Genomic DNA, 25,348 nt, shown 5'->3' on the forward strand with positions numbered 1-25,348 from the left:
CCGCATGAAATCCGATATCAAACTGATCGATTACCTCTCCGTGCGCCGCTCCATCCCCGCGTTCCAGATGTGCGAACCTGGACCGGAGAAGCCGGAAATCGAAGAAATCCTGCGCCTTGCATCACGCGTTCCCGATCACGGCAAGCTCGCCCCCTGGCGCTTCATCGTCTATCGCGGCGAGGAACGCGCGCGGCTTGGCGAAGAACTGCTGAAGCTCGCCCTCGAAGCAAAACCCGATCTCTCCGAGGAAATGATCCAGGTGGAGCGTACGCGCTTTACCCGTGCGCCCGTCATTGTCGGCATCGTCAGCAAGGCTGGCCCGCACTTCAAGATCCCGGAATGGGAACAGATCATGTCGGCGGGCGCGCTATGCCTCAATGTCATCCTGGCCGCCAATGCGCACGGCTATGTCGCCAACTGGCTGACGGAATGGTTCGCCTTCGACGAGCGCGCCTATCCACTGCTCGGCGTTCAGCCGGGAGAAAAGGTTGCCGGCTTCATCCATATCGGCTCGACGACCTTTCCGCCCGTCGAGCGTCCGCGCCCTGAACTGACCGAAACGGTGACCTGGGTCGGCGGGGAAGACTGATGTTCTATACGACGGACACCAATCGGCACGGGCTGGCGCAAGATCCCTTCAAGGCGATCGTGGCACCACGCCCGATCGGCTGGATCGGCAGCAAGGGCAGGGACGGGACGCTCAATCTTGCGCCCTATTCCTTCTTCAACGCGGTAGCCGACAAGCCGAAGCTGGTGATGTTTTCGTCGATTGGGCACAAGCACAGCCAGCGAAATGCCAGGGAGACCGGTGTTTTCACGTGCAATTTCGTCAGCCGTAATCTGGCGGAGAAGATGAACCTTTCCTCGGCAGCACTACCCTACGGTACGAGCGAATTCGAATTCGCAGGGTTGACACCGAAGCAGGCCGAACTGATCGATGCGCCCTATGTGGCTGGGGCCTTTGCCGTGCTGGAATGCAAGGTGACCGAGATCATCGAGCCGAAGACGCTATCCGGTGAGCCGACCGAGAATGTCTTCGTCTTCGGGCAGGTCGTCGGCATCCATATCGATGAGGCTATCATCAGCAATGGCCGGTTCGATGAGGCGCTGGCGCGCCCGGTCGCGCGCATGGGCTATATGGACTATTGCGAAGGAAGCGAGGTCTTCGAGATGTTCAGGCCGAAGGTCTGACGGTTTCTACGTAAGGCCGCGCAAACCCTAACAAATATGGTGAACCAATCATAAACTTTTTCAGGCTACCGTCGCTGTATTGAATGAGACGCGAAGGAATCGCGTTCAGTGCTGGGGCGTCGTCGTGATCATAGAGGCATTTCTTCGTTGGGCTGAAACGGCCAAGACCGCCGACAGGGCGGCCGCTGCAAATGCCCTCGGACGCGTCTACCTCAGATGCGAAATGTCGGACGAGCGGCGCGACGCGGCTGAGAAGGCAATGACCTATCTGCTCGACGATCCGTCGCCGCGTGTGCGCTTAGCGCTCGCCGAAGCGATCGCCTGGGCGCCGCATGCACCGCGCAACATCATTCTTTCGCTCGCCGAAGACCAGCCGGAGATCGCCTGCCATGCGGTCACCTGCTCGCCCATCCTGACCGACGCCGATCTCGTCGATCTCGCAGCACGCGGCAGTGGCACGACACGGATGCTGATTGCGGCACGCGCCCATGTGACGCGCCCGGTTTCCGCAGCACTTGCCGAGGTTGGCGATGAGGACGAAGTTCTCTGCCTCCTGGAAAACGATGGCGCCACGATTTCCACCCAGTCCCTGAAACGGATTGCCGAACGGCTTGGCGATGTCAGCGACATCAGAAACCTGCTTCTCGACCGCATCGACCTGCCGGCAGATGCCCGCCAGCTTCTGACACAGCATGTCAGCAATGCGCTGGTCGGCCTGCCGCTGGCGCAGGCGGCAATCGGCCTGCAAAGGCTGCAGCGCATCAGCCGTGAAGCGACCGAAGCGGCAATCGTTTCCATTGCCGGCGATATCGCGCCCATCGAAGTGCCTGATCTGGTCGAACATCTTCGCCTGAACGACCGTCTGACGCCGTCCTTCCTCATGCACGCCCTCTGCTGCGGCAAGGTGGAGTTCTTCGCCTGCGCCATCGTCAATCTGTCCGGCTGCAGCGACCGGCGCGTACGGGCAATTCTTGCCACCGGCCGCATGCATGCCGTGCGCGCGCTCTATGAATCGGCAGGTCTGCCGCGGGATATCAGCATCATCTTCGTGGAAGCGACGTTCCTGTGGCGTGAGGCTTCCCGCAAGACATCGACCTCGCTGCTCGGCAGTATCTGCGGACGTCTGCTTCAGAAATTCCACGGCCGGGTGGGGCAGCATGATACCGTCGGCGAGCTGCTCGATATGGTGGAGAAGCTGCATGTGGCCGAGCAGCGCCGTTCGGCCCGTGTCTATGCGTCGCTGGCTGCTGCCTAGTCGGTAAAGCGAGCAGCGGCCCAGGAATAGCTCGCTGAGACGAAATGCAATGGCTTCGCCAGGGTATTCTTCACATCCTGGCCGGAAGGCAGATTGGCGCGAACACGCCCGGCGATATTGTCCACGAAAGCCCCAATACCATCCTGTTGTTCGGCGACCTCGGGCGCTGTTGGAGCGGATGGTGCCGGCTTGGCCGGTTCGGCAGCGGCAAGCGATTTCGGCGCCTCGCAGACCGCAATGACCGTCGGATAGCTGGCATTGGCGTAGTTTTTCAGCCGTTGTTCAGCCTCGGCATCGCAGGCGACGACGGTTTCCCAGTGCTTGTCCACCGTGGCCACATAATTGCATTGGCTGACGGAATCGTCGCAACCGAGGATCGTCATGGCGATGAGGACGGCTTGCATATATTGCCTCCATGGCTATTGAGCGTGTCATCACCTTCGACAGCACAATTCCAACGGAATGAAGGCAGCGACGTTAACTCCCCGTCATCCGGGAAAATTCGCGCCCTTCGTCGCAATAGGAGAGAAAATGCCCGTCACCATCGCTCTTGAACCGCCGCGCCAGGATGGCGTGATCCGCCTTCTCGATCTCTCCGACGCCTATGCGCAGTCGCTCTATCCACCCGACAGCAACCATCTCGTCGATATCTCCACCCTTGAACAGCCGTCGGTGAGCTTCCTCGTGGCGCGCAACGACGACGAGATCGTGGGCTGCTGCGCGCTGGTCGAGGCGGGCGACGGCACGGCCGAGATCAAGCGCATGTTCGTCGACCCGCAAGCGCGGGGCCTGAAGGTCGCAAGCCGGCTGATGGACCGATTGGAGGAAATTGGCTTGGAGAAAGGGCTTATGGCAGTGCGTCTGGAAACCGGCATCTACCAGCCCGAGGCGATCGGCCTCTTCAAGAAATACGGATACATCGAAATCGAGCCCTTCGGCCCCTATCAGCCAGATCCGCTCAGCCTTTTCATGGAAAAACGGCTGACTGTCTGACGACCTTCGCTGACAGGGAAATCAGCCCTCGGCGGCGCGTTGCACCGGGGGGGCCTGCTCGTCGAGGAGGATCTGCGGGCCTGTATCGGCGGTGCGGACCTCATGTATCCATTCCCGCCAGATAGCGACCAGGAGCGCCATCAGCACCGGGCCGATGAAAAGGCCAAGGAAGCCCATCGTCTTCACGCCACCGACCAGGCCGAAGAAAGTCGGCAGGAACGGCAGCTTGATCGGTCCGCCGACGAGCTTCGGGCGTAGCGTCTTGTCGACGATGAAGAGTTCGACCGTGCCCCAGACGAAGAGGCCGATACCGGCGACATGCGAACCGCTGGCGAGCAGATAGACGGATACCAGCGTGAAGGAGAGCGGCGCGCCACCCGGGATCAGCGCCATGACGCCGGTCAGCACGCCAAGCGTGACCGGAGAGGGCACGCCGGCGATCCAATAGGCGACGCCGAGCACGATGCCTTCGCCGATGGCAATCAGCGTCATGCCCATGACGGTTGAACTGATCGTGGCAGGCACGACGCGGGAAATACGCTCCCAGCGGTTCGGCAGGATGCGCTCGCCCAGCATGTCGATCTGCTTTGAGAAGGAGAAGCCGTCGCGATAGACGAAGAAGAGCGCAATCAGCATGAACAGCAGCGTCAGGAGCAGGTGGAAGGCGCCGCCGCCCGCCGCCAGAACCGCGCGGTAAATGTTGCCGATATGAGCGCCGCTGACGGCCTGGATGAGTTCACCCATGGCGCCGGGGCTGCCGATATATTTCGTCCAGAGCTCATCGAGATAGGGCCCGGCGAACGGCAGCGCGATGATCCATTGCGGCGTTTCCGCCCCGAAGCGGTTGGCGTGAATCGCCCAGGCAACCCAGGTGCGCACTTCACCGGTCGTGTAGGCAACGGCAAGGCCGATCGGAATGACGAGGAAGGTGAGAATAAGGATGATTGCGATGGTCGCGGCAATGGTCGTATTGCCGCCCACGCGGGCGAGGAGCTTGCGGTAAAGCGGCCAGCTCGCAAAGCCGATGACGAGGGCCGCAAGCACCGGCACCACGAAGCCGTAGAAGAAGTAGACGCCGGCTGCGGCAACGAGCACGAGCAGCCAGCGGGCAGCCGAAATGGAGGGTATCAGCGGCGTACGTATCGTCGCCGATGGCCCCAGCCATCGCGGCTCCGTATTGGTTTTCTGACGGTCAAACACACCCACGCGCGCCTCTTTTTATTGTTGTCCTAGTTTATGGGCTATGAACCGGGCGGTTTCAAGGTCCGCCCGGATAAAGCGTATACAAAGCGTGGCTGTTTTCAGCTTCCGATCGCCTCGATATTATTGAGGGCGGTGGTTGATCTTGAAGGCGTAGAACTGACTCTTCTGGCCGGTCGAGAAATTATTGTCCGAACCGAGGATCAGGACATCAGTACCGTCCTTCGCCTTGCCGATTGCCATGGCCTCGATGTTGTCGGGCGTCAGGCCGATGGCGCGCAGATCCAGCACCTGGCTTTTGCGGGCCGGGACGACGCGCTGGTCGTTCTTGGCAAGCGAGGCGATGGCGGAGACATCGGTCGCGCCGTCGAGATCCATCATGAAAAGCTTGACGTTGTTGCCGAAGCCCTGGGCATAGCTGCGCTCGACGGCAAGCAGGCGGTGATCATCGAGCGCAATCATTTCCGACATGCCGTTGTCGTTGCCGCCGTCGGCCTTCGTGGCGGCCTGCGGGATTGGCGAGACCGGATAGACATACTGAGTCTTCGGCTCCCCGGTTGCGCCGTCATAGCGGATAATGCGCGACAGGCTGCCTGTCGTCAGGCTGGGATTCGGGCCGTCCTGATAGAGGGCTGCCTCTACGCCGACGAAGACATCACCGGATGGAGACACTGCGATATCCTCGAAAGCGAGATTGTCGCGGATGCCGGTCGACTTGTCGGCGGTCGGTGCAAAACCGTCGGGCAACTTGAACTCGCGCACGAAGGCGCCATCAGGAGAGGTGACGCGCACGAAGGGGGCGATCAGCGCCTTAGCGTCGCCTTCGCTACCCCAGTAAATGCCGTCCTTGCCGAAGCGGATGGATTCAGGATCGACGGTGCGCGAGGCAAAAGGCTGGCCGTTCTTGTCCTGGAGGGTGACATGCTTGACGACGGTGACGCCCTTCAGGCCGGCGGCGCCGACATCGATATCAAGATCGTAGAAGCGGGCCGGGGCCTTTTCGGAGCGATCGTCGCTGATGGCAATGTAATGGCCAGTGGCGGCATCGAAATCGAGGCCGGAAATGCCGCCGAATTCAACGCCGTTTTCCATCTGACCGGTCGGGATGACGAATTCACCGAGATAGGAAAGGGAGATCGCAGCGGCGCAATCGCCGAAGGGGCAGGCGGTCTCGACGGTCGCGCCAATATCGGTTGCGAAAACGGAAGCGGTGCTGGACAGGAAAACGAAAGCGGCAGTCGCGAGAAAACGCTTGGTCATGGCAAATATCCGGCAAAGGGTTGAAACAAGAGGGCCGGCGCTGCAGTGACCTCTCGGGAGGGCAGAGCGCCGGCCGTTCTATTGCGCCGGTATTTTGACGGAAGCGTAACGGTTCTTCGTCAGTTCTATGAATTCGCCAAGGCTTAAATATCGAGGTCTTCGGCGAAAGCTGCACGTTCCTGGATGAAACGGAAGCGTGCCTCGGCCTTTGTCCCCATCAGGTCGTCGACGGCATTGCGCGTGCCTTCGAAATCCACCTCGTCGATCAGCACGCGCAGAAGCGTGCGCTTAGACGGGTCCATGGTGGTTTCCTTGAGCTGGGCGGGCAGCATTTCGCCGAGACCTTTGAAGCGGCTGATCTCGATCTTGGCCTTGCCCTTGAATTCCGTCTCCATGAGTTCGGCGCGATGCTCATCATCACGGGCATAGGCAGATTTTGCGCCCTGCGTGATCTTGTAGAGCGGCGGCACGGCGAGGAAGAGATGACCGCCGCGCACAAGCTCCGGCATCTCCTGATAGAAGAAGGTGATGAGCAGCGAAGCGATATGCGCGCCGTCGACGTCGGCATCGGTCATGACGATGATGCGTTCGTAGCGAAGATCCTCTTCGCGATATTTCGAGCGCGTGCCGCAGCCGAGCGCCTGGACGAGATCGGAGATCTGCTGGTTGGCTCCGAGCTTCTCGCGGCCGGCGCTGGCAACGTTGAGGATCTTGCCGCGCAGCGGCAGGATCGCCTGATTGGCGCGATTGCGCGCCTGCTTGGCGGAGCCACCTGCCGAGTCACCCTCGACCAGAAAAAGTTCGGCGCCTTCGGCGGTGTTCTGCGAGCAATCGGCAAGTTTGCCGGGCAGGCGCAGTTTGCGAACCGCGGTCTTGCGGTTGACTTCCTTCTCCTTGCGGCGGCGCAGGCGCTCTTCGGCTCGCTCGATCACCCAGTCGAGAAGCTTCTCGGCTTCACCCGGATTATCGGCGAGATAGTGATCGAACGGGTCGCGCAGAGTGTTTTCGACAAGGCGCTGGGCTTCGACCGTCGCCAGTCGATCCTTCGTCTGGCCGACAAATTCCGGTTCGCGGATGAAGACTGAGAGCATGCCGACGGCCGAAATCATCACGTCGTCGGTGGTGATCTGTGCAGCGCGCTTGTTCTGCGTCAGTTCGGCATAGCTCTTCAGGCCCTTGGTCAGCGCGATGCGCAGACCCGCCTCATGCGTGCCACCTTCGGGTGTCGGAATGGTGTTGCAATAGGAGTGAACCTGCGGATCGCCGCCATACCAAGTGATCGCCCATTCCAGCGCACCGTGGCCGGCAACCTTTTCGCTCTTGCCAGCGAAGATTTCGCGGGTGACGGTGAATTCCTTGCCCATCGTCGCCTGCAGGTAATCCTTCAGGCCGCCGGGGAAGTGGAAGACGGCCTTGTCAGGCACGTCGGAGCCTTCGGGCAGCACGCCCGGATCGCAGCTCCAGCGGATCTCGACGCCGCCGAAGAGATAGGCTTTCGACCGGGCCATGCGGAAGACTCGGCCCGCATCGAACTTCGCGTGGTCGCCGAAGATCTGCGGGTCGGGGTGGAAGCGAACCTTGGTGCCGCGGCGATTGTGCACATCACCCAGTTCCTCGATGCCGCCCTGCGGCACGCCGCGCGAGAAGCGCTGGCGGTAGAGCTTGCGGTTGCGAGCGACTTCGACTTCGAGAACATCCGACAGTGCATTGACGACGGAGACGCCGACGCCGTGCAGACCGCCGGAGGTCTCATAGGCCTTGCCGTCGAACTTACCGCCGGCATGAAGCTTGGTCATGATGACTTCGAGCGTCGACTTGCCGGGAACCTGCGGATGGTTCTCGACCGGAATGCCGCGGCCGTTGTCGGTGACAGTCAGATAACCCTGAATATCGAGATGCACGTCGATGAAATCGGCGTGGCCGGCCACCGCTTCGTCCATCGAGTTGTCGATGACTTCGGCAAAGAGGTGGTGCAGTGCCTTTTCGTCGGTACCGCCGATATACATGCCGGGGCGCATGCGCACCGGTTCCAGACCTTCCAGAACACGGATCGATGAGGCGCCATAATCATCGCCGCTCGACGTTGCCGGGGCAGGGCGCGCGGCAGCGGGTGCCGCAGCCGCGGCGGGCCGTTCGGCAGGTGCCGCAGGCTTTGCAGCCTCCTCCTGCTTTTGCGTAAGGGGCATTCCGGAAAAGAGGTCGTTGCTGTCTTCCATGGAACCGTTCAGATCTTCATTCTCGTGAAGGGCCGCCGCTGGCCCACAATAGTCGCGGTCCGTATCGCGTTTGCGAATCAGGGGAATTCTGACAGAAAGCGCCCCGATACGCGACGCGCCCCGGATTTGCGGAGCTTTTCAAGATGTGATTTGCGTTGCCGGGCGCCGAATGGCAAGTCGCGGCAGCTCTTTGGGAACCATCTGCATGCCGATGTCCACAAGTCATTGCACCATAATCACTGCAATTGCGGCCTTTTTCCTGTCCGTGGCTGTCACGACCACCTCGGCCGAGACGTTGCCGCCCTACAAGGACGATCTGTTTTCGACGCAGAAAGTGCTGCAGACGGGCGATGACGGCGCATCGGAAGTGATCGATTACGACGAGATGCGCGACATTAATGGGCGCGACCAGATCCCTCAAAAGCGGGTACAGCAGAAATATGTCTCGCTCGGCATCAAGAAACTGCAGGCGGACGAAACGCTGTCGCTCGACGGCATCAGACTCGATGTCACCAGGGTGGGACCGGCTGAGAATGCCGCCTTCACGGTCATCTTCATACACGGCCGCGACGGCGACCGGCGCCTCGGCGCCAACGACTATTCCTTCGGCGGCAATTTCAACCGGCTGAAGAACCTTACGGCGGGCAATGGCGGCGTCTACTATTCGCCGACGGTCAAAACCTTCGACGCCACTGGCGTGACCGCCATTGCCGGGCTCATCCGCTATGCAAACGCACAGTCTCCCGGCCGCCCGGTCATCCTCAGCTGCGCCTCGATGGGCAGCCAGATCTGCTGGGGCATCACCCGTGACGCCGAGAGCGTCAAACGGCTGAAGGGCATGCTGATCATGAGCGGCGTCTCGGACCCGGATTTTGCGAAAAGCCCATTCTACAAGGCCAAGCTGCCGCTGTGGTTTGCCCATGGCAGCCGTGACCCTGTCTATGCCGCCACCGACCAGCAGGCGCTGTACGAAAAGCTCCACAAGGCAAAATACCCGACGCATTTCACGCTCTTCCAGAATGGCAATCATGGGACGCCGATCCGCATGATCGACTGGCGCAGAGTGCTGAACTGGGTTCTGGCGTCCTGAGCGGGCAGATTCCAGGTCACATAGGGCTTTCAGGCCATCATATTTCGCCGAGGCCACCCCAGGCGCTTTCCTTTGAGCTAAGCTTTTGCTAAGGCCGCCGGATATGCGGATTTTGGGAGAGCAGCATGACACCTGACGTACGCCCGCTCGTGGCGGGGAACTGGAAGATGAACGGCACGCGCGATTCATTGGACCAGATCAAGGCGATTGCCCAGGGCGTCATGGTTCCCTTGTCCGACAAGGTCGAAACGCTGATCTGCCCGCCGGCGACACTGCTTTACGTCTCGACCGCGCTTGCGACCGACAGCCCACTTGCGATCGGCGGACAGGATTGCCATCAGGCCCAGTCCGGCGCACATACTGGCGATATTTCGGCCGACATGATCGCCGATTGCTTCGGCACTTACGTGATCGTTGGCCATTCGGAACGGCGCATCGACCATGCCGAGACCGACCATATGATCCGCGGCAAGGCGCAAGCCGCCTATCAGGCAGACCTGACGGCGATCGTCTGCGTCGGCGAGACCGGCGAAGAGCGCGACGCCTATCAGACGCTCGACATTCTCAAGCGCCAGCTTTCCGGCTCGCTGCCGGGGGAAGCAACTGCTGACAATACCGTCATTGCCTATGAGCCCGTCTGGGCGATCGGCACCGGGCTGACACCGACGGCAAAGGACGTGGAAATCGCCCATGCCTTCATCCGCTCCGAACTCGTCCACCGCTTCGGTGATGAGGGCAAGGGCATGCGCATTCTCTACGGCGGCTCGGTCAAGCCCGGCAATGCCCGCGAACTGCTTGCCGTCGACAATGTCGATGGTGCGCTGATCGGCGGCGCGAGCTTGAAAGCCACCGACTTCCTCGCCATCTACGGCACATACGAGGCGCTGCTCGCCTGAGTCGATTGCATATTCCTGGCCGAAGGGCTTGGAATAGCTGATGACCTCATGTAAAGAGCCGCCAGATTTTTAATTTATGTCCGTCCTCAGACGGGCAGGACTGGACCCATGCAGACCGTATTGATTGTCATCCATCTCATGATCGTGCTCGCGCTCGTCGGCGTCGTGCTCATCCAGCGCTCCGAAGGCGGCGGTCTCGGTATCGGCGGCGGATCGGGCTTCATGTCGGCGCGTGGCACGGCCAATGCGCTGACGCGCACGACGGCGATCCTGGCGACGCTGTTTTTCCTTACTTCGCTCGGCCTCGGCATCCTGACCCGTTACGAAAGCCGCCCGACCGATATTCTCAATCGCATTCCGGCAACGAGCGGGCAGGGCAACGGCATTCTCGATTCGCTCGGCGGTGGCAACACGCCGGCTCCGGCCCAGCCTGCCGATAACAGCGGCATTCCGAATGGCGGCGCTGCGGCTCCGGCACCGGCTGCCCCGGCAACGCAAGCTCCTGCAGCGCAGGCGCCTGCAACTCAGGCACCGGCTGCGAGCGCCCCTGCGGCGACCGCTCCGGCTGCTCCGACGACGACGGCTCCGGCCCAGCCTGAGGCTCCCGCCGCGACCGCGCCGGCACAGCCTTCCGGCGTCCCCACGGGACAATAAGCCGGTCCAGAAAATAAACCGCCGGCAGGCCCTCGGGTCTGCCGGTTTTCTTTTGTTCAGATTCCTGCGCCACGCACCAAAAGTTCTGGAAAAGAATTTTTGGGCTGGTGGAATCGTTTTTGAAAAGGTATCCGGTGGCTCCCATGGCGCGATACGTATTCATCACTGGCGGCGTGGTTTCTTCCCTCGGAAAAGGAATTGCGGCCGCGGCTCTCGGAGCGTTGTTGCAGGCCCGTGGTTATCGGGTCCGGCTTCGCAAACTTGACCCCTATCTGAACGTGGATCCGGGCACTATGAGCCCGACCCAGCACGGCGAAGTCTTCGTCACCGACGACGGCGCGGAAACCGACCTCGATCTTGGCCACTACGAGCGTTTTACCGGACGCTCGGCGACCAAGACCGACAACATCACCACCGGCCGCATCTACAAGAACATCATCGACAAGGAACGCCGCGGTGATTATCTCGGCGCGACCGTTCAGGTCATCCCGCACGTCACCAACGAGATCAAGGATTTCGTCATCGAAGGCAATGACGACTATGATTTCGTCATCTGCGAAATCGGTGGCACGGTCGGCGATATCGAGGCGATGCCCTTCATGGAAGCGATCCGCCAGCTCGGCAACGACCTGCCGCGCGGCACCGCAATCTACGTCCACCTGACACTGATGCCGTACATTCCGGCAGCGGGCGAGCTGAAGACCAAGCCGACACAGCATTCCGTCAAGGAACTGCAGGCGCTCGGCATTCATCCCGACATCCTGCTGGTGCGCGCCGACCGGGAAATCCCGGAAGCCGAACGCCGCAAGCTGTCACTGTTCTGCAACGTGCGCCCTTCCGCCGTCATCCAGGCGCTCGACGTTGCCAATATCTACGACGTGCCGATGGCCTATCACAAGGAAGGCCTCGACGACGAAGTGCTTGCCGCCTTCGGCATCGAGCCGGCGCCAAAGCCGCGCCTCGACCAGTGGGAAGAGGTCTGCAACCGCATCCGCACGCCGGAAGGCGAAGTCACGATCGCGATCGTCGGCAAATATACCGGCCTCAAGGATGCCTATAAGTCGCTGATCGAAGCGCTGCATCACGGTGGCATCGCCAACCGCGTCAAGGTCAAGCTCGAATGGATCGAGTCGGAGGTCTTCGAAAAGGAAGATCCGGCACCGTATCTCGAGAAGGTGCACGGCATTCTGGTACCGGGCGGCTTCGGCGAGCGCGGTTCGGAAGGCAAGATCCATGCGGCGCGTTTTGCCCGCGAGCGCAAGGTGCCGTATTTCGGCATCTGCTTCGGCATGCAGATGGCCGTCATCGAGGCTGCGCGCAACCTCGCCGATGTCTCGAACGCCTCCTCGACCGAATTCGGCCCGACGCCGGAGCCGGTTGTCGGTCTGATGACGGAATGGGTGAAGGGCAACGAGTTGCAGAAGCGCACGGCAGCGGGCGATCTCGGCGGCACGATGCGTCTCGGCGCCTACAAGGCGTCCCTGAAGAAGGGCACGAAGATTTCGGATATCTACGGCTCGACCGATATTTCCGAGCGTCACCGCCATCGCTACGAAGTCAATATCGACTACAAGGACCGGCTGGAAAACTGCGGCCTCGTCTTCTCAGGCATGTCGCCTGACGGTGTCCTGCCGGAGACGATCGAATATCCCGACCACCCCTGGTTCATCGGCGTTCAGTACCACCCGGAACTGAAGTCCCGCCCGCTCGATCCGCATCCGCTCTTTGCAAGCTTCATCGAAGCGGCGACGGAACAGAGCCGATTGGTCTAATTCTTCGCTGTTACACAATTCCAGCCGCTCCCTCCGAAACGAGGGAGCGGCTTTTTTCATTCCGTCACGCCGCCTGCGGCAGCGGTCCCACGTAGACCGAGCGGGGACGAATCAGACGACCTTCCAGCCCCTGTTCGCGGGCATGGGCGACCCAGCCGACAGTGCGGCCGATCGCAAAGACGCCGGTGAAGGCATCGCGCGGGAAGCCGAGGCTTTCCAGAAGCAACGCGGTATAGAATTCCACATTCACATCCAGTGGTCGGTCTGGCTTGCGCTCCTTCAGGATCGCGAGCGCTGCCTGCTCAACGGCTTCGGCAAGCGCGATGCGGCCGGTATTCACCTGACCTGCGGCAACAAGCGGCTTCAGCGCATCTTTCAGCGCATCGGCACGCGGGTCGCGCACGCGGTAAACACGGTGGCCGAAGCCCATCAGCCGTTCGCCGCGATCGAGCGCCGAACGCAGCCAGGGGCCGGCATTGGCCTCGCTCCCGATACCGTCAAGCATATCGAGCACCGGCCCCGGCGCGCCCCCATGCAGCGGTCCCTTCAGTGCGCTGATCGCCGCCAGCACCGAGGAGGTGAGACCGGCGCGGGTGGAGGCGATGACGCGCGATGCGAAGGTTGAGGCGTTGAGGCCGTGATCGGAGATCGTTACGAGATAGGTGTCGAGTGCACCCGTCTGCTCGGCGCTCGGCACCGTGCCCGATAGCATCCGCAGGATATCGGCTGACTGCGACGAGCCGGCATCGGGCTTTACCGGCTTCTCGCCGCGCTGCAGGCGCAGAACCGCCGGCAGGAAGACAGCGGGTGCTGCAAGCAGGCGAAGCGCAGTATCGATATCTTCACCGTCCGGCAACCGGGCGACGAGTGCTCGCATCGCATCGACCGGCGGCAGCGCCAGCAAGCGGGAATCGGCGGCTTTGATTTCCGCGAAAACTTCCCGTCGCGCCTGGCCAAGCCGGCGGCGCAACTCGGTTGCATCGAGATGCGGTTCGATCAATCCATCGAGCAGCAGCGCGGCGACATCTTCATAGGTACTGCGCCCGGCCAGATGATCCAGGGATATGCCGCGGATGATCAGCCGGCCCGCTTCGCCGTCGACATCCGAGAGCTGTGTTTCAGCGGCAATGACATCTTCCAAACCATTTTTCATGGGTTTTCTCCTTTACCAGAGGAAAGATCGGACCTAGTTTGGTTGACGTCAATCTTGATGTAATTGATCAATATGAGGTTGCGATGACCTGGGTGACAGCAGAGGAAGCGCTGGCGGAACTCGGCACCAAGCCGCAGACGCTTTATGCCAATGTCAGCCGGGGTCGCATCCGTGCCAAGGCCGACCCAGCCGACCCGCGCCGCAGCCTCTATCAGCAAAGCGACGTCAAACGACTTGCCGAGCGGCATGCCGGCCGGCGTAAGAGCGAGACGGTCGCCGCCGAGGCAATCAGCTGGGGCGATCCGGTGCTGGCATCCGCGATCTCAACCATTGCCGCGGGACGATTGCTTTATCGGGGGCGGGATGCGGCGGAGCTTTCACAGCATGCGACGCTGGAGGAGACTGCGCTGCTCCTTTGGAATGCGGAAAGTTTTACCTGCGTGCCGGCGCGCGCGCCAGAGCCGGCAGCGCCTACCATTCAGGCTGCACTTCTGGCGCTGGCAGGACGGGTGAGCGCCGACCTGCCGTCGCTCGGACGTGCGCGCCCCGCCTTGCAGATGGAAGCATGCAGCGTGCTGTCCACCATTGCCGATGCGCTGGCGCCAGGCCCGACGGACCATTCCCTGCATCACCGTCTCGCTGCATGCTGGGGCAGGCCGGAGGCCGCCGATTGCCTGCGTCGGGCGCTCGTCATGTTCGCCGATCATGAGCTGAATGCCTCGACCTTCGCTGTCCGCGTCACGGTTTCGACGGGAGCGGCACTTTCTGCCGCCGTGCTCTCGGGTCTCTCGACGCTGACCGGCCCACTGCATGGCTCGGCGTGGCGGAGTATCGATGCCCTTGTCGACGCCGCATCCAGCATCGGGGCGGAGCGCGCGATCCGCCACCAGTTGCTGCGGGGAAGCAGGCTGGGGGCCTTCGGACATCCGCTTTATCCCGACGGCGATGTGCGGGCACGCGTTCTGCTCTCGTCTTTCGACGTGCCGCCAATCTTCCGCGATGTTCAGCGGGCCGGCGAAGAGATGGTGGGCGAGCCGGTCAACGCCGATTTCGCGCTTGCCGCCATGACGGCCGCCTTCAACCTGCCGGAGGAGGCGCCGATCATCATCTTCGCACTGGCGCGCACAGCCGGCTGGCTGGCGCATGCGATGGAGCAGATCGAAAGCGGCCATCTGATTCGCCCTCGCGCTCGCTACATCGGGCCGTCACCGAGCGGACCCTGAATGTTTCCGAATGGCTTGCACGGCCCCCGATTTTTGCATAGGGAAACCGGCGAATTCAGCTAGTATCGACCGGCCGGCGCCTTCGAGGATGTACCGGCGGTCATGAGAGGCGGATCATGAAAGCCATCCCAGCAATCTCCCTCAGCCTGTTTTTCGCTGTCCTGACAATCGGGCTCCTGCCTCAGGGAGCAGCTTATGCCCAGTCCGCCGGCTGCGCGATTTCGCGGGCGGCGAATGGCAACCAGATCTTCCGCTGCCCCGGCGGCGTCAATATCACCGCCGAACGCGGAGCATCCTTCACACTCATCGATCGCAATCGTGACGGCAGCCCGGATTCGCTGTCATTGCGCAGCAAGGCTGCCCTTGTCGACGTGGACAGCAGCCAGCATCGCGGCGGTTTCCAGGTGGTGACGCCGCAGGCGATCGCGGCCGTTCGCGGCACCCAATGGGCCGTCGATGTCAAAGGCGGCACGACCTCCGTACTGGTCACACGCGGCCGCGTCGGCGTACGCCGTCCGGCAGGGGCAGCCGTCGTGCTTGGACCGGGCGAGGGCGTAGACGTGACGCGCGGAACGGCTGCGCTCACCGTTCGCACCTGGCCGGCGCCCCGCGTCGCGGCTCTTCTTTCACGCCTCGGTCAATAAGCGGTCTCATGAACCACCGGCTTCCGACAGTGATCGCACTGCTGCTCGCCGGTCTGTGGGGCGCTGCCCTCGGCTATTTCCATCTGCAGCAGCAGTCGAACTCCGGCCTGATCGAGCGTGTGGAAGCCACGCTTGTCGATCTGCGCAGCATGATCGTCGGTGTCCGGTCTCCGCCCGATATCGTTTCCATTATCGCGATCGATGACCGCACCGCCGCGGCACATGGCTATCCGCTCAAGCGGGAGACGCTTGCACAACTCGTAACCTCCATCGGGGCGTTGAAACCAAGGGCGCTGGCTCTCGATATACTGCTCGTCGACCCCGGCACGGAGGAGGGGGATGCGGCGCTCGCAACGGCGATCAAATCCGCGCCCAGCATCATCGCCGGTGCCGCCACCTTTCCACAAAGTCTCCAGTCGGTGACGGCAAATGCCGAGGATCCGCTTGCAACAGTACCCGAGGCACAGCAGCTTCTGCTGCCGCAGCCGCGCTTCGCGGAGGCTGCGCCGCTCGGCATCGTCAACGTCGCGACGGACCAGAGCGGCGTGCCGCGTTTCATCCCGCTGTTTTCTCGCGCCGCCGACCGTCTGGACGCGGCCTTTCCTTTGCGCGCGGCCTCGATTGCGCTCGGGGCCGAACCCTTGATCGAAAACGATGGCATCCGGCTCGGTGCTCACCGCATTCCAACGGATACGGGCCAGCGCCTGCCGCTGACTTTCTATGGTCCTGCGGGCAGCATCAGCACCTTCAGCGCTGCCGATGCGCTCGATGGCAAGCTGCCGGCGGATGCCATCACCGGCAAGGTTGTGGTGATCGGCGCAACAGTCACCGGCGGCGGCGATGTCTTTCCCACACCGTTCGATCCCATCCTGCCGGGTGTCGAAGTCATGTCGACGGCAATCACCCATCTGATCGCCGGCGATGGCATGGTACGCGACAGCAGAACAAGGCAGGCGGATGCCGGCATTGCGACGGCCTTGCCTGTTCTCCTGGTCGCGCTGGTCGCGTGGCGCCGTAGCGCTCTCGGCTTCATCATCATCTGCCTCACGGTCATTGCCTGGGCGATGCTCAACCTTGCTGCTTTCGCGAACGGTTACTGGCTGAGTGCTGCATTGCCGATTGCGGCTGCACTGCCGCCTGCGATTATTTTCGGCGCCGCAGAACTCTGGCGAGACCGCCGCCGTGCGCGGCATTTTGCCGATCAATCGGAGCGCCTGCAGCGCATCGAGGCGCCCGGCCTCGGGGAGTGGCTGGCGCGCGACCCGGCATTCCTGGCCGAGCCCGTGCGGCAGAACGCTTCCGTCGTCTTCATCGATCTCTCGGGCTTCACCGGCCTCAGCGAAGCGGTCGGACCGGCCATGGTGCGCGAGATCCTCAGCGGCTTCTTTGAACTGATTGATGAGGAAGTACGGCTTCTCGGGGGCGCGATCACCAGCTTCATGGGCGACGGCGCCATGATCCTCTTCGGATTGCCGGCACCGGCGGCGGACGATGCGGCGCGGGCCGCAGCCTGCGCCATACGGCTTGCCGATCGCACGCGCCTCTTCCTCGCAGGCCATCCGGAGCTTCGGCGCAGGAGGATAGGCTTCAAGCTCGGCGCCCATTGCGGCCCGATCGTCGCTTCGCGTCTTGGCACCGGCGACCGGCAGCAGATCACCGCGACGGGCGATACCGTCAATGTCGCGCAGCGACTGATGGAAGTGGCGGCAAGCCGCGGTGCGGAACTTGCACTCAGCGCCGGACTGCTCGACGCCGCCGGTCCCGATGCCATTCCCTTGCGCACGGGGCGGTTGGCCGGACCGTTCGAGACGAAGCTTCGCGGCCGCTCCGGCGGCATCGCCATCTACACATGGCGCGGCGAGACACTTTGACATTCGCAGCCGGAGCGAGTAGGAACGGCCCAACTCTTCGGCCGGACGTTTCCGGCTACGGCGCTCGCTGCGCCTGACAGCTCCGAAAGATCGAACAAATGACTGACTATAACGGCGTCTCTCCGGCGATCGCCAAGGCGTTGCAGAAGCGCGGCTATACAGAACTTACCCCCGTCCAGAAGGCGATGCTCGATCCGGCGCTCGCAGAATCTGACGCTCTCGTTTCCGCCCAGACCGGCTCGGGCAAGACCGTTGCCTTCGGCCTGGCGCTTGCGCCGACGCTGCTTGAAGGCGCCGAGCGTTTCGGGCCAGCCGCCGCACCTCTTGCTCTCGTGATCGCGCCGACGCGCGAACTGGCACTGCAGGTCAAGCGCGAGCTGGAATGGCTCTACGAAATGGCAGGCGCCGTGATCGTCAGCTGCGTCGGCGGCATGGATATCCGCAGCGAGCGCCGTGCGCTGGAACGCGGTGCGCATATCGTCGTTGGCACGCCGGGACGTCTCTGCGACCACATCCGCCGCCATGCGCTCAACATGAGCGAACTCAAGGCTGCCGTGCTGGATGAGGCAGACGAGATGCTCGATCTCGGCTTCCGCGAAGATCTGGAATTCATCCTCGAAGCGGCGCCCGATGAGCGCCGTACCCTGATGTTCTCGGCAACGGTTCCAGCTGCGATCGCCAAGCTCGCCAAGAGCTATCAGCGCGATGCCGTGCGCATCAGCACGCAGGCGGAAGAGAAGCAGCATATCGATATCGACTACCGCGCGCTCGTCGTTTCTCCAAGCGACCGTGAAAACGCTATCATCAACGTGCTGCGTTATTACGAGGCGCGCAATGCGATCGTCTTCTGTTCGACGCGTGCGGCCGTCAATCACCTGACGGCACGGTTCCACAACCGCAATTTCAATGTCGTGGCACTCTCCGGCGAATTGACCCAGAACGAGCGCAGCCATGCGCTGCAGGCCATGCGCGACGGACGCGCGCGTGTCTGCATCGCAACCGATGTCGCCGCACGCGGCATCGACCTGCCGGGCCTCGATCTCGTCGTGCATGCCGACCTGCCGACCAATCCGGAAACGCTGCTGCATCGCAGCGGCCGTACGGGCCGTGCGGGACGCAAGGGCGTCAGCGCGCTCATCGTGCCGCTCAACGTTCGCCGCAAGGCGGAGCGACTGCTGGAAAATGCCGGCATCAATGCCACCTGGGCACGTCCGCCGTCCGTCGAAGAAGTGACTGAACGCGACGACGAGCGGCTGCTCGCAGATCCGATCTTTGCCGACAAGCCGCAGGATGAAGAACAGGATCTCGTACAGAAGCTGATCGCCAGCCATGGTGCCGAGACGCTTGCCGCCGCTTTCGTACGCCTCTACCGCGCCAATCAGTCGGCGCCGGAAGACCTGATCGAGGTTTCGGTGCAAGACGACCGCGCCCGCAAACGCCGCGACAACGGCGAGGCACGCGAATTTGCTCCGGCGCAGAAGGGACCGCGCGACGACTTCGGTCCGAGTGTCTGGTTCTCGGTCTCCGTCGGCCGCAAGCAGAATGCCGAGCCGCGCTGGCTGATCCCGATGCTCTGCCGCAACGGCAATCTCACGAAGCGTGAGATCGGCGCGATCAAGATGCAGCCGGATGAAACCTTTGTGGAAATTGCTGCTGATAGCGCCGATGGTTTTCTCGGCGCGCTCGGCCCGAACAAGACGATGGAACGCGGTATCCGCGTGGTCAGGCTGAACGGCATGCCTGATTTCAGCAAACCGGCTGCCAAACCCTTTGCCAAGAAGCCGTTCGAGGATCGTGGCGATGATCGTTTCCGCGGCGACAAGCCGAAGGGCAAGTTCGGCAAGGACAGACCCGCCAGCGCCGAGCGTCAGGACGACAAGCCCTGGACGAAGAAAGGCCCGAAGCCGAAATTCGAAGGCGGCAAGTTCGAAGGCGGCAAGGGCAAGTTCGGCAAGAAAAAGGACCGCTAACGCAGTCGCCGGCCGCACTGGTAAGGCAATGCGGCCGGCATGCAGCGAAGGTCTCAGATATGTTCGTCTTGACCGGCTGCTGCGAGGATGAGATCGGCGACGGCGCGCGGCTGCGAGATCAGCGAAACGTGGCTGGCGTCGAGCTCCACAGTCGTCGCATTCATGCGCTTTGCCATGAAGCGTTCGAGATCGGGATTGATGGTGCGGTCGTTCTTCGAAACGGCATACCATGACGGCTTGGAGCGCCAGGCGGCAACCGTCGTCTTGGCAGTGAACAGCGTATCGGAAATGCGGCCCTGCACGGCATAGAGCGCCTTGGCGCGGGCAACCGGCAGATCGCCGGCGAAGTCTCTCACGAAAGCTTCCTCGCTCAACTGGGCGTAACCGCCATTGTGAACAAGGCCGGCACTGGCCGGCGGCGTCGGATATTGCTTGGCAAGCGCGGTATAATCCTCGCCGGCATCCGGCGCGCGAGCGGCGATGTAGACGAGTGCCGTGACCTTGGGATCGACACCGGCTTCAGTGACGAGCATGCCGGAATAGGAATGGCCGACCAGCACGGTCGGACCTTCCATCAGCGCCAGGATACGCTTGGTAGCTTCGACGTCGTCGGCAAAAGAGGTGAGGGGGTTTTGAACGGCCATCACGTTCAGACCGGCAGCCTGCAGATGAGGGATGACATCCAGCCAGCAGGATGCATCGGCATAAGCGCCATGGACGAGAACGACATTCTTTGCCTTGGTGACGGTGGCGGCCCGGCTGGCAGCCGGAAACATGCTGAGTGCGGCCCCTGCAACGAGAGCGGCCGAGAATGAGCGTCTGGTGATCGGTTGCATAAGTTCCTCCAGCTTTGGGAAATAGGGGCGAATCCTGGGGGATCGCGGGTGGAAATTACGCGGGGGCGCGGGCTTCCATAACTATACAAAGGTCCAGCGAGGTATTATGCCGTCCGGGAGGGCCTGAAGGCCTGTCGCAACGAGGCAATCGATAGTAGATGAGACCGGCGTCCACAGATGATCGTCTCGACCTGACGGCCTTCATCAAGGCGAACCTGCCGCTTTCGGAAGTGCCTTCCATACCTAAGGTCAGGCTGCATACGGCGACATCGAGGAGCGGCCTCTATCGGCTTGCAATGGCTGATGATTCCGATCTGATGCCGCCCTACTGGGCCTATCCCTGGGCAGGTGGCGCCGTGCTTGCGCGCTATCTCTTCGACCATCCCGAAACGGTTGCCGGCAAACGCATCATCGATCTCGGCACAGGCTCCGGTCTTGTCGCCATTGCGGCAATGAAATGCGGTGCGGCACATGCTCTGGCCGTTGATATAGATGACAAGGCGATTGCTGCTACGCTGATGAACGCTGCAGCGAACGGTGTCATGATCGAGACGGAACTCGGAGACATCATGGGAGATGCTCCGCCTGCTGCCGAGGTAATGCTGGCCGGTGACATCTTCTATGACGAGGCGTTGGCGGGGCGTGTCCTGCCGTTTCTCGAACGCTGCCGCATGGCCGGTCTCGATGTGCTCGTCGGCGATCCCGGCAGGGCGCCCCTTCCCACGAACTCACTGCTGCGGCTTGCAAACTATGCGGTGCCGGATTTTGGCGGAGCCCAGAGCCTCTCGACCGCCGACAGCGCTGTTTTCCGACTGAAGTGAACCGAGAAAAGTTCATCGCTTGAAACGACGCACCAATCACACACTTTCGTCTTGCGCCAGAATAGATGACATGTCATTTATTGCTATCCCATCGATATTGACATGACCGACGACAAGATCACAACCTCATTCGGGAGCCTCATCTCCCAGACCGCTCGCTACTGGCGGCGTGTCGCCAATCTGCGTTTGCAGCCTTTCGGGCTGACGGAAGCGACATGGCTGCCGCTGCTGCGTATCGCCCGCTCGCCGACGCCGATGCACCAGAAGGAACTGGCCGCCTCGCTCTCACTCGACAATTCCTCGGTCGTACGCCTGATCGATAATCTGGAGAAGGCGGGACTGGTGGAGCGACGAGAAGGCGAAGACAGGCGTGCAAAGGAAACCCTGCTGACGGAAGAGGGCAGGAGGACCGTGGAGGCGGTCGAACGCGTGGCGCAGGGCATCCGCGAGGAGGCGCTTGCCTTGCTGCCGCGCGAGGACATCGAAACCACGTGGCGCGTGCTCGATCACATCAGCGACGTACTTGCCCGGCAGCTCGAGGAACCAGAACAGTGAATACGCATCCAGGCCCGATGAGCGAAGCGCGACCACTTGGCGCAAAGCGTCACATACCGGTCTGGCTACTCGGGCTCATTACCTTCAGTGGCACTCTGGCCATGCATATTTTCGTGCCTGCGCTTCCGGCAGCGGCCACGGATCTCGGTGCCTCGATCGGCGAGATGCAACTGACCGTCAGTCTCTACATTTTCGGCCTTGCCGTCGGTCAGCTCGTTTATGGTCCGCTTTCGGATCGCTACGGACGCCGGCCGGTGCTGATGAGCGGACTTGTGCTCTATACTCTCGCCGGCGTCGCGGCGCTTGTCTCGCCCGGCGTGCATGCGCTGATCGCGGCAAGGCTCTTCCAGGCTTTCGGTGGCTGCGCCGGGCTTGTCATTGCCCGCGCCATCGTACGCGACACGTCCAGCCCCGATGAAACGGCCAAGCGGCTTGCGATCATGAACCTGATGGTCACGGTCGGGCCGGGGCTCGCGCCGATCGTCGGCGGCGCGCTTGCTTCTACGCTCGGCTGGCGTTCGATCTTCGTGGCCCTCTGCGCGCTCGGCATCGTCAATCTGCTGCTGACATGGCGCAAGGTGCCGGAAACTGGCATCCGCAATTCCGAGGCCTCCATGAAGTCACTGAGCCGTGACTATCTGGGGCTGCTCGCGTCGCGTTCATTCGTCGGCTATGCCATCGGCGGCGGCTGCGCGACGACCTCCATGTATGCGTTCACGGCCTCCGCCCCGTTCATCGTCATCAACGAGCTTGGCCGCCCGGCAACGGAGGTCGGCATTTGTCTTGCACTGTTGATCTTCGGCTACTGGATCGGCAGCATGATCGCCACGCGGCTGATCGGCCGGTTTGCGATGAAGCGACTGATGGTGATTTCCAATCTCGTCAGCATTGCTGCCGCACTGGTCTTCTTCGGCCTCGCCGTGAGCCACCATCTGACGCTTCTGCCGATGATGGCTGCGATCATGGTCTATACGATCGGCGCGGGCGTGGCCTCGCCCAATGCGCTGACGCTCGCCGTCAGCGTCAATCCGAAAGTCACCGGCTCGGCCTCCGGCCTTTACGGCTCGACGCAGATGGCCGTCGGCGCTATCTGCAGTGCGCTTTCGGGCATAGGCGGTGACCCCGGACTTGCCGCCGCGACCGTCATCCTCGGCGCAAGTGTGCTGGCACAGCTCTGCTTCTGGCTTGCGGTCGCCTCAGGAAATGTCAGGCGAGGAGATCTGGCCGCAGAAGCATGACCGGGCAGGTGGCTCCCGCCGGCAGTTCTGGCGCATGCGGCGGACGAATGATGAGGCAGTCCGAAAGGGCGAAGGTCTTCATCATCGATGAATCCTGCTTGTCGAAGGGTTCGACAAGCCAGCCGCCAGCGGCGGATTTCGAGAGCTTGGCGCGCACATAGTCCTGACGGTGATCATTGGCGCGCAGCGTGACGGCGGCCTCCACCATCGTCTCGCGCGGAACTGATGGCAGCGAGCCAAGCTTACGGATCAGCGGCTCCAGAAATAGCAGCGAGCAGACGAGGCTCGAGACGGGGTTGCCGGGCAAGCCGAGAACATGGGTCTTTCCGAAACTGCCGACCATCAGCGGTTTGCCGGGGCGCATGGCGATGCGCCAAAAATCGAGCTCCATGCCGGCTTCGATCAATGTCGACTGCACCAGATCATGATCGCCGACCGAGGCGCCGCCGAGCGTGACGATCACATCGACTTTCGCATTGCGCGCCTTGTCTATCGCTGCCGTTATCTTCGCCTTGTCATCAGGCACGATGCCGAGATCGAGCACGTCGGCACCGGCGCGGCGGGCAAGGGCAGCGACGCCAAAGGTGTTGGAGGCGATGATCTGTGAGGGACGAGGAGTGCTTCCGGGCGGCAGAAGTTCGTCACCGGTCGCAAGAATGGCGATGACGGGACGGCGCAACACCTCGACATCGGGCCGGTTCATGCCGGCTGCGACCGTCAGCCGCGAGAAATCGAGGATCGTACCGGCGGGCAACACCACTTCACCTTCAGTGAAATCCTGACCGCGCGGGCGAACATGCTGATTCTGCCGTACCGGGAAATTGGTTCTGATACCGCCTTCGATCTTTTCCGCGTCCTCCTGCAACAACACGCTATCGGCACCCGACGGTACAGGTGCGCCGGTGAAAATGCGGACAGCCTCGCCCGGACCAACGCTACCTTCGAAGCCGCGGCCGGCGGACGATGTGCCGATGACCTTCAGAGCGGCGCCCGGCTCCGGCGCATCCTCACGGCGCAGCGCATAGCCATCCATGGCTGAAGAATTGAATGGCGGCTGGGTCAGACCGGCCGTGAGATCGGCGGCCAGGACGCGACCCTCAGCCTCTGCGAGCGGCAGTGTTTGGGACGCCATGACGGGCGCGGCACTGGACAGCAGGCGGCTTAAGGCCTCGGCGACCGGCAGAAGGTTCATCTTGCCTCCGGATGGCGGAAATCGCCGGATTTGCCGCCGGATTTTTCAAGCAACCTGACACCGCCGATCTCCATCGCCTTGTCGGCGGCCTTGGCCATGTCGTAGATCGTCAGACACGCGACGGAGACGGCAGTCAGCGCTTCCATCTCCACACCGGTCTTGCCGGTGAGCTTGGCAGTGGCCGTGACCCGCAGGCCGGGCAGGTCGGTATCTTCCTCGATCTCGACCGTGACCTTTGTCAGCATAAGCGGATGGCAGAGAGGAATGAGGTCGGCCGTCCGCTTGGCGGCCATGATGCCGGCAAGGCGAGCGGTACCGATGACGTCGCCCTTCCTGGCATTGCCTTGACGAATGAGCGAAAGCGTCTCCGGCGCCATTTTCACGTGGCCTTCGGCAGTGGCGATGCGCACGGTCTCGGCCTTGTCGGAAACATCGACCATATGCGCCTCGCCAGAGGCATCGATATGGGTGAGGCCTGGCTTTTCGCCGCTCATGCTCATTCGGCCGCGATTGCGGCTTCGCCTGTCAGGAGAGTGCGTGTGGCGGCCGCGACGTCATCCTTGCGCATCAGGCTTTCGCCGACGAGGAAGGTATTGATCCTGACGGCCTGCAGACGCTTGCAATCCTCATGGGTGAAGATGCCGCTTTCGCCGACAAGAAGACGATCGTCAGCAACCATTGCAGCCAGCGTCTCGCTGACGGCGAGGCTGACTTCGAAAGTGCGCAGGTTGCGGTTGTTAATACCGACGAGCGGCGAAGACAGCTTTAGCGCACGCTCCATTTCCGGCGCATCGTGGACTTCGACCAGCACATCCATGCCAAGCGAGAAGGCTTCGTCCTGCAGGCGCTCGGCATCGTCATCGCTGAGCGAGGCCATGATGAGCAGGATGCAGTCGGCACCCCAGGCGCGGGCTTCATGGACCTGATAGGTCTCGAACATGAAATCCTTGCGCAGTGCGGGCAGGGTGCAGGCGGCGCGCGCTGCCGTCAGAAACTCCGGTGCGCCCTGGAAGCTCGGCGTATCGGTCAGCACGGAAAGGCAGGCAGCACCACCGGCTTCGTAAGCCCTGGCGAGAGCAGGCGGATCGAAATCGGGACGGATGAGCCCCTTGGAGGGGCTTGCCTTCTTGATCTCGGCGATCAGGCCGAATTCTCCGGCGTCGCGCTTGGCGATGAGCGCCTTGTGGAAACCGCGCGGCGCGGACTGCCCGGCCTGCATGGCCTTGAGATCGGCAAGCGAGGTCCTTGCCTTGGCGGCAGCGATTTCCTCGCGCTTGTAGGCTTCGATCTTCTTCAGGATATCGGTCATGAGACGATC

Annotated in this window: 24 protein-coding genes; 15 read left to right on the top strand and 9 right to left on the bottom strand. The window is 62.3% G+C overall.

All coding sequences use genetic code 11. The features are described 5' to 3' along the window. The first annotated feature begins 4 nt into the window (after positions 1-4). The 3 genes from AC1DF8_RS14695 (at position 5) to AC1DF8_RS14705 (ending at position 2,446) form a co-directional block, all read left to right on the top strand. The gene (locus AC1DF8_RS14695) at positions 5-589 is read left to right on the top strand and encodes a nitroreductase family protein (RefSeq protein WP_478154008.1); all 585 of its coding nucleotides are present in this window, start codon (positions 5-7) and stop codon (positions 587-589) included. Continuing rightward, positions 589-1,191, top strand: coding sequence for a flavin reductase family protein (locus AC1DF8_RS14700; protein WP_478154009.1), 603 nt, complete (start codon positions 589-591; stop codon positions 1,189-1,191). Before AC1DF8_RS14695 ends, AC1DF8_RS14700 begins: the two co-directional genes overlap by 1 nt. A gap of 124 nt (positions 1,192-1,315) precedes the next feature. After that, complete coding sequence (locus tag AC1DF8_RS14705; protein ID WP_478154010.1) at positions 1,316-2,446, top strand: DUF2336 domain-containing protein; 1,131 nt, start codon at positions 1,316-1,318, stop codon at positions 2,444-2,446. On the opposite strand, the gene AC1DF8_RS14710 is transcribed toward AC1DF8_RS14705, so the two are convergent. Continuing rightward, a complete protein-coding gene (locus tag AC1DF8_RS14710; protein ID WP_113015879.1) occupies positions 2,443-2,850 on the bottom strand; it encodes a hypothetical protein in 408 nt (135 codons plus the stop codon). The genes AC1DF8_RS14705 and AC1DF8_RS14710 overlap by 4 nt on opposite strands. Before the next feature lie 127 nt (positions 2,851-2,977). On the opposite strand from AC1DF8_RS14710, the gene AC1DF8_RS14715 reads away from it, so the two are divergent. Continuing rightward, positions 2,978-3,439: a GNAT family N-acetyltransferase gene (locus tag AC1DF8_RS14715; protein WP_478154011.1), complete on the top strand. Its 462-nt coding sequence runs from the start codon at positions 2,978-2,980 to the stop codon at positions 3,437-3,439. A gap of 21 nt (positions 3,440-3,460) precedes the next feature. On the opposite strand, the gene AC1DF8_RS14720 is transcribed toward AC1DF8_RS14715, so the two are convergent. The 3 genes from AC1DF8_RS14720 to parE form a co-directional block, all read right to left on the bottom strand. Next, positions 3,461-4,645: an AI-2E family transporter gene (locus AC1DF8_RS14720; RefSeq protein WP_112547663.1), complete on the bottom strand. Its 1,185-nt coding sequence runs from the start codon at positions 4,643-4,645 to the stop codon at positions 3,461-3,463. Positions 4,646-4,762: 117 nt separating this feature from the next. After that, the gene (locus AC1DF8_RS14725) at positions 4,763-5,899 is read right to left on the bottom strand and encodes an esterase-like activity of phytase family protein (RefSeq protein ID WP_112968147.1); all 1,137 of its coding nucleotides are present in this window, start codon (positions 5,897-5,899) and stop codon (positions 4,763-4,765) included. Positions 5,900-6,042: 143 nt separating this feature from the next. Beyond that, complete coding sequence (gene parE / locus AC1DF8_RS14730) at positions 6,043-8,115, bottom strand: DNA topoisomerase IV subunit B (protein WP_478154012.1); 2,073 nt, start codon at positions 8,113-8,115, stop codon at positions 6,043-6,045. 205 nt (positions 8,116-8,320) lie between these two features. On the opposite strand from parE, the gene AC1DF8_RS14735 reads away from it, so the two are divergent. The 4 genes from AC1DF8_RS14735 to AC1DF8_RS14750 all read left to right on the top strand — a co-directional run bounded on the left by AC1DF8_RS14735 (position 8,321) and on the right by AC1DF8_RS14750 (position 12,527). After that, positions 8,321-9,205 carry an alpha/beta hydrolase gene (locus AC1DF8_RS14735; protein WP_478154013.1) on the top strand — a complete coding sequence of 295 codons (885 nt, stop codon included), beginning with the start codon at positions 8,321-8,323 and terminating at the stop codon, positions 9,203-9,205. 125 nt (positions 9,206-9,330) lie between these two features. Then, on the top strand, positions 9,331-10,101 hold the full coding sequence (gene tpiA / locus AC1DF8_RS14740) for a triose-phosphate isomerase (protein ID WP_112547659.1): 771 nt from the start codon (positions 9,331-9,333) through the stop codon (positions 10,099-10,101). 108 nt (positions 10,102-10,209) lie between these two features. Beyond that, positions 10,210-10,755: a preprotein translocase subunit SecG gene (gene secG, locus AC1DF8_RS14745; protein WP_112968145.1), complete on the top strand. Its 546-nt coding sequence runs from the start codon at positions 10,210-10,212 to the stop codon at positions 10,753-10,755. Between the two features lie 143 nt (positions 10,756-10,898). Further along, positions 10,899-12,527: a CTP synthase gene (locus AC1DF8_RS14750; protein ID WP_112547657.1), complete on the top strand. Its 1,629-nt coding sequence runs from the start codon at positions 10,899-10,901 to the stop codon at positions 12,525-12,527. 64 nt (positions 12,528-12,591) lie between these two features. Here the strand turns inward: AC1DF8_RS14750 and AC1DF8_RS14755 are convergent, their stop codons facing one another. After that, complete coding sequence (locus AC1DF8_RS14755; RefSeq protein WP_478154014.1) at positions 12,592-13,680, bottom strand: citrate synthase/methylcitrate synthase; 1,089 nt, start codon at positions 13,678-13,680, stop codon at positions 12,592-12,594. 83 nt (positions 13,681-13,763) lie between these two features. On the opposite strand from AC1DF8_RS14755, the gene AC1DF8_RS14760 reads away from it, so the two are divergent. From AC1DF8_RS14760 to AC1DF8_RS14775, 4 genes are all read left to right on the top strand, one after another. Continuing rightward, positions 13,764-14,903: a citrate synthase gene (locus AC1DF8_RS14760; protein WP_478154015.1), complete on the top strand. Its 1,140-nt coding sequence runs from the start codon at positions 13,764-13,766 to the stop codon at positions 14,901-14,903. Between the two features lie 116 nt (positions 14,904-15,019). After that, positions 15,020-15,547, top strand: a complete 528-nt coding sequence (locus AC1DF8_RS14765) for a FecR domain-containing protein (protein WP_113117066.1) — start codon at positions 15,020-15,022, stop codon at positions 15,545-15,547. A gap of 8 nt (positions 15,548-15,555) precedes the next feature. Beyond that, complete coding sequence (locus AC1DF8_RS14770; protein WP_478154016.1) at positions 15,556-17,418, top strand: CHASE2 domain-containing protein; 1,863 nt, start codon at positions 15,556-15,558, stop codon at positions 17,416-17,418. A 98-nt stretch (positions 17,419-17,516) separates the two neighbouring features. Then, positions 17,517-19,388 (top strand): DEAD/DEAH box helicase, encoded by a 1,872-nt coding sequence (locus AC1DF8_RS14775; RefSeq protein ID WP_478154017.1) that lies wholly within the window; start codon positions 17,517-17,519, stop codon positions 19,386-19,388. A gap of 53 nt (positions 19,389-19,441) precedes the next feature. Here AC1DF8_RS14775 and AC1DF8_RS14780 read toward each other — a convergent pair whose 3' ends face one another. Further along, the gene (locus AC1DF8_RS14780; RefSeq protein ID WP_113202618.1) at positions 19,442-20,224 is read right to left on the bottom strand and encodes an alpha/beta hydrolase; all 783 of its coding nucleotides are present in this window, start codon (positions 20,222-20,224) and stop codon (positions 19,442-19,444) included. 158 nt (positions 20,225-20,382) lie between these two features. Here AC1DF8_RS14780 and AC1DF8_RS14785 point away from each other — a divergent pair, with 158 nt between their 5' ends. The 3 genes from AC1DF8_RS14785 to AC1DF8_RS14795 all read left to right on the top strand — a co-directional run bounded on the left by AC1DF8_RS14785 (position 20,383) and on the right by AC1DF8_RS14795 (position 22,838). Then, positions 20,383-21,045 (top strand): class I SAM-dependent methyltransferase, encoded by a 663-nt coding sequence (locus AC1DF8_RS14785; RefSeq protein ID WP_478154018.1) that lies wholly within the window; start codon positions 20,383-20,385, stop codon positions 21,043-21,045. 102 nt (positions 21,046-21,147) lie between these two features. Continuing rightward, complete coding sequence (locus AC1DF8_RS14790) at positions 21,148-21,600, top strand: MarR family winged helix-turn-helix transcriptional regulator (protein ID WP_478154019.1); 453 nt, start codon at positions 21,148-21,150, stop codon at positions 21,598-21,600. After that, on the top strand, positions 21,597-22,838 hold the full coding sequence (locus AC1DF8_RS14795; protein WP_478154020.1) for a multidrug effflux MFS transporter: 1,242 nt from the start codon (positions 21,597-21,599) through the stop codon (positions 22,836-22,838). Before AC1DF8_RS14790 ends, AC1DF8_RS14795 begins: the two co-directional genes overlap by 4 nt. On the opposite strand, the gene AC1DF8_RS14800 is transcribed toward AC1DF8_RS14795, so the two are convergent. The 3 genes from AC1DF8_RS14800 to trpC are packed head-to-tail and all read right to left on the bottom strand — an operon-like array spanning position 22,807 to position 25,339. Further along, positions 22,807-24,030, bottom strand: a complete 1,224-nt coding sequence (locus tag AC1DF8_RS14800; protein WP_478154021.1) for a molybdopterin molybdotransferase MoeA — start codon at positions 24,028-24,030, stop codon at positions 22,807-22,809. The two genes, AC1DF8_RS14795 and AC1DF8_RS14800, sit on opposite strands and share 32 nt — an antisense overlap. After that, a complete protein-coding gene (gene moaC / locus AC1DF8_RS14805; RefSeq protein WP_478154022.1) occupies positions 24,027-24,524 on the bottom strand; it encodes a cyclic pyranopterin monophosphate synthase MoaC in 498 nt (165 codons plus the stop codon). The genes AC1DF8_RS14800 and moaC overlap by 4 nt, the downstream gene beginning before the upstream one ends. A 2-nt stretch (positions 24,525-24,526) precedes the next feature. Further along, positions 24,527-25,339 (bottom strand): indole-3-glycerol phosphate synthase TrpC, encoded by an 813-nt coding sequence (trpC, locus tag AC1DF8_RS14810; RefSeq protein ID WP_478154023.1) that lies wholly within the window; start codon positions 25,337-25,339, stop codon positions 24,527-24,529. Positions 25,340-25,348 lie beyond the last annotated feature (9 nt).

The organism is Rhizobium sp. 05N49 (genome assembly GCF_056396805.1).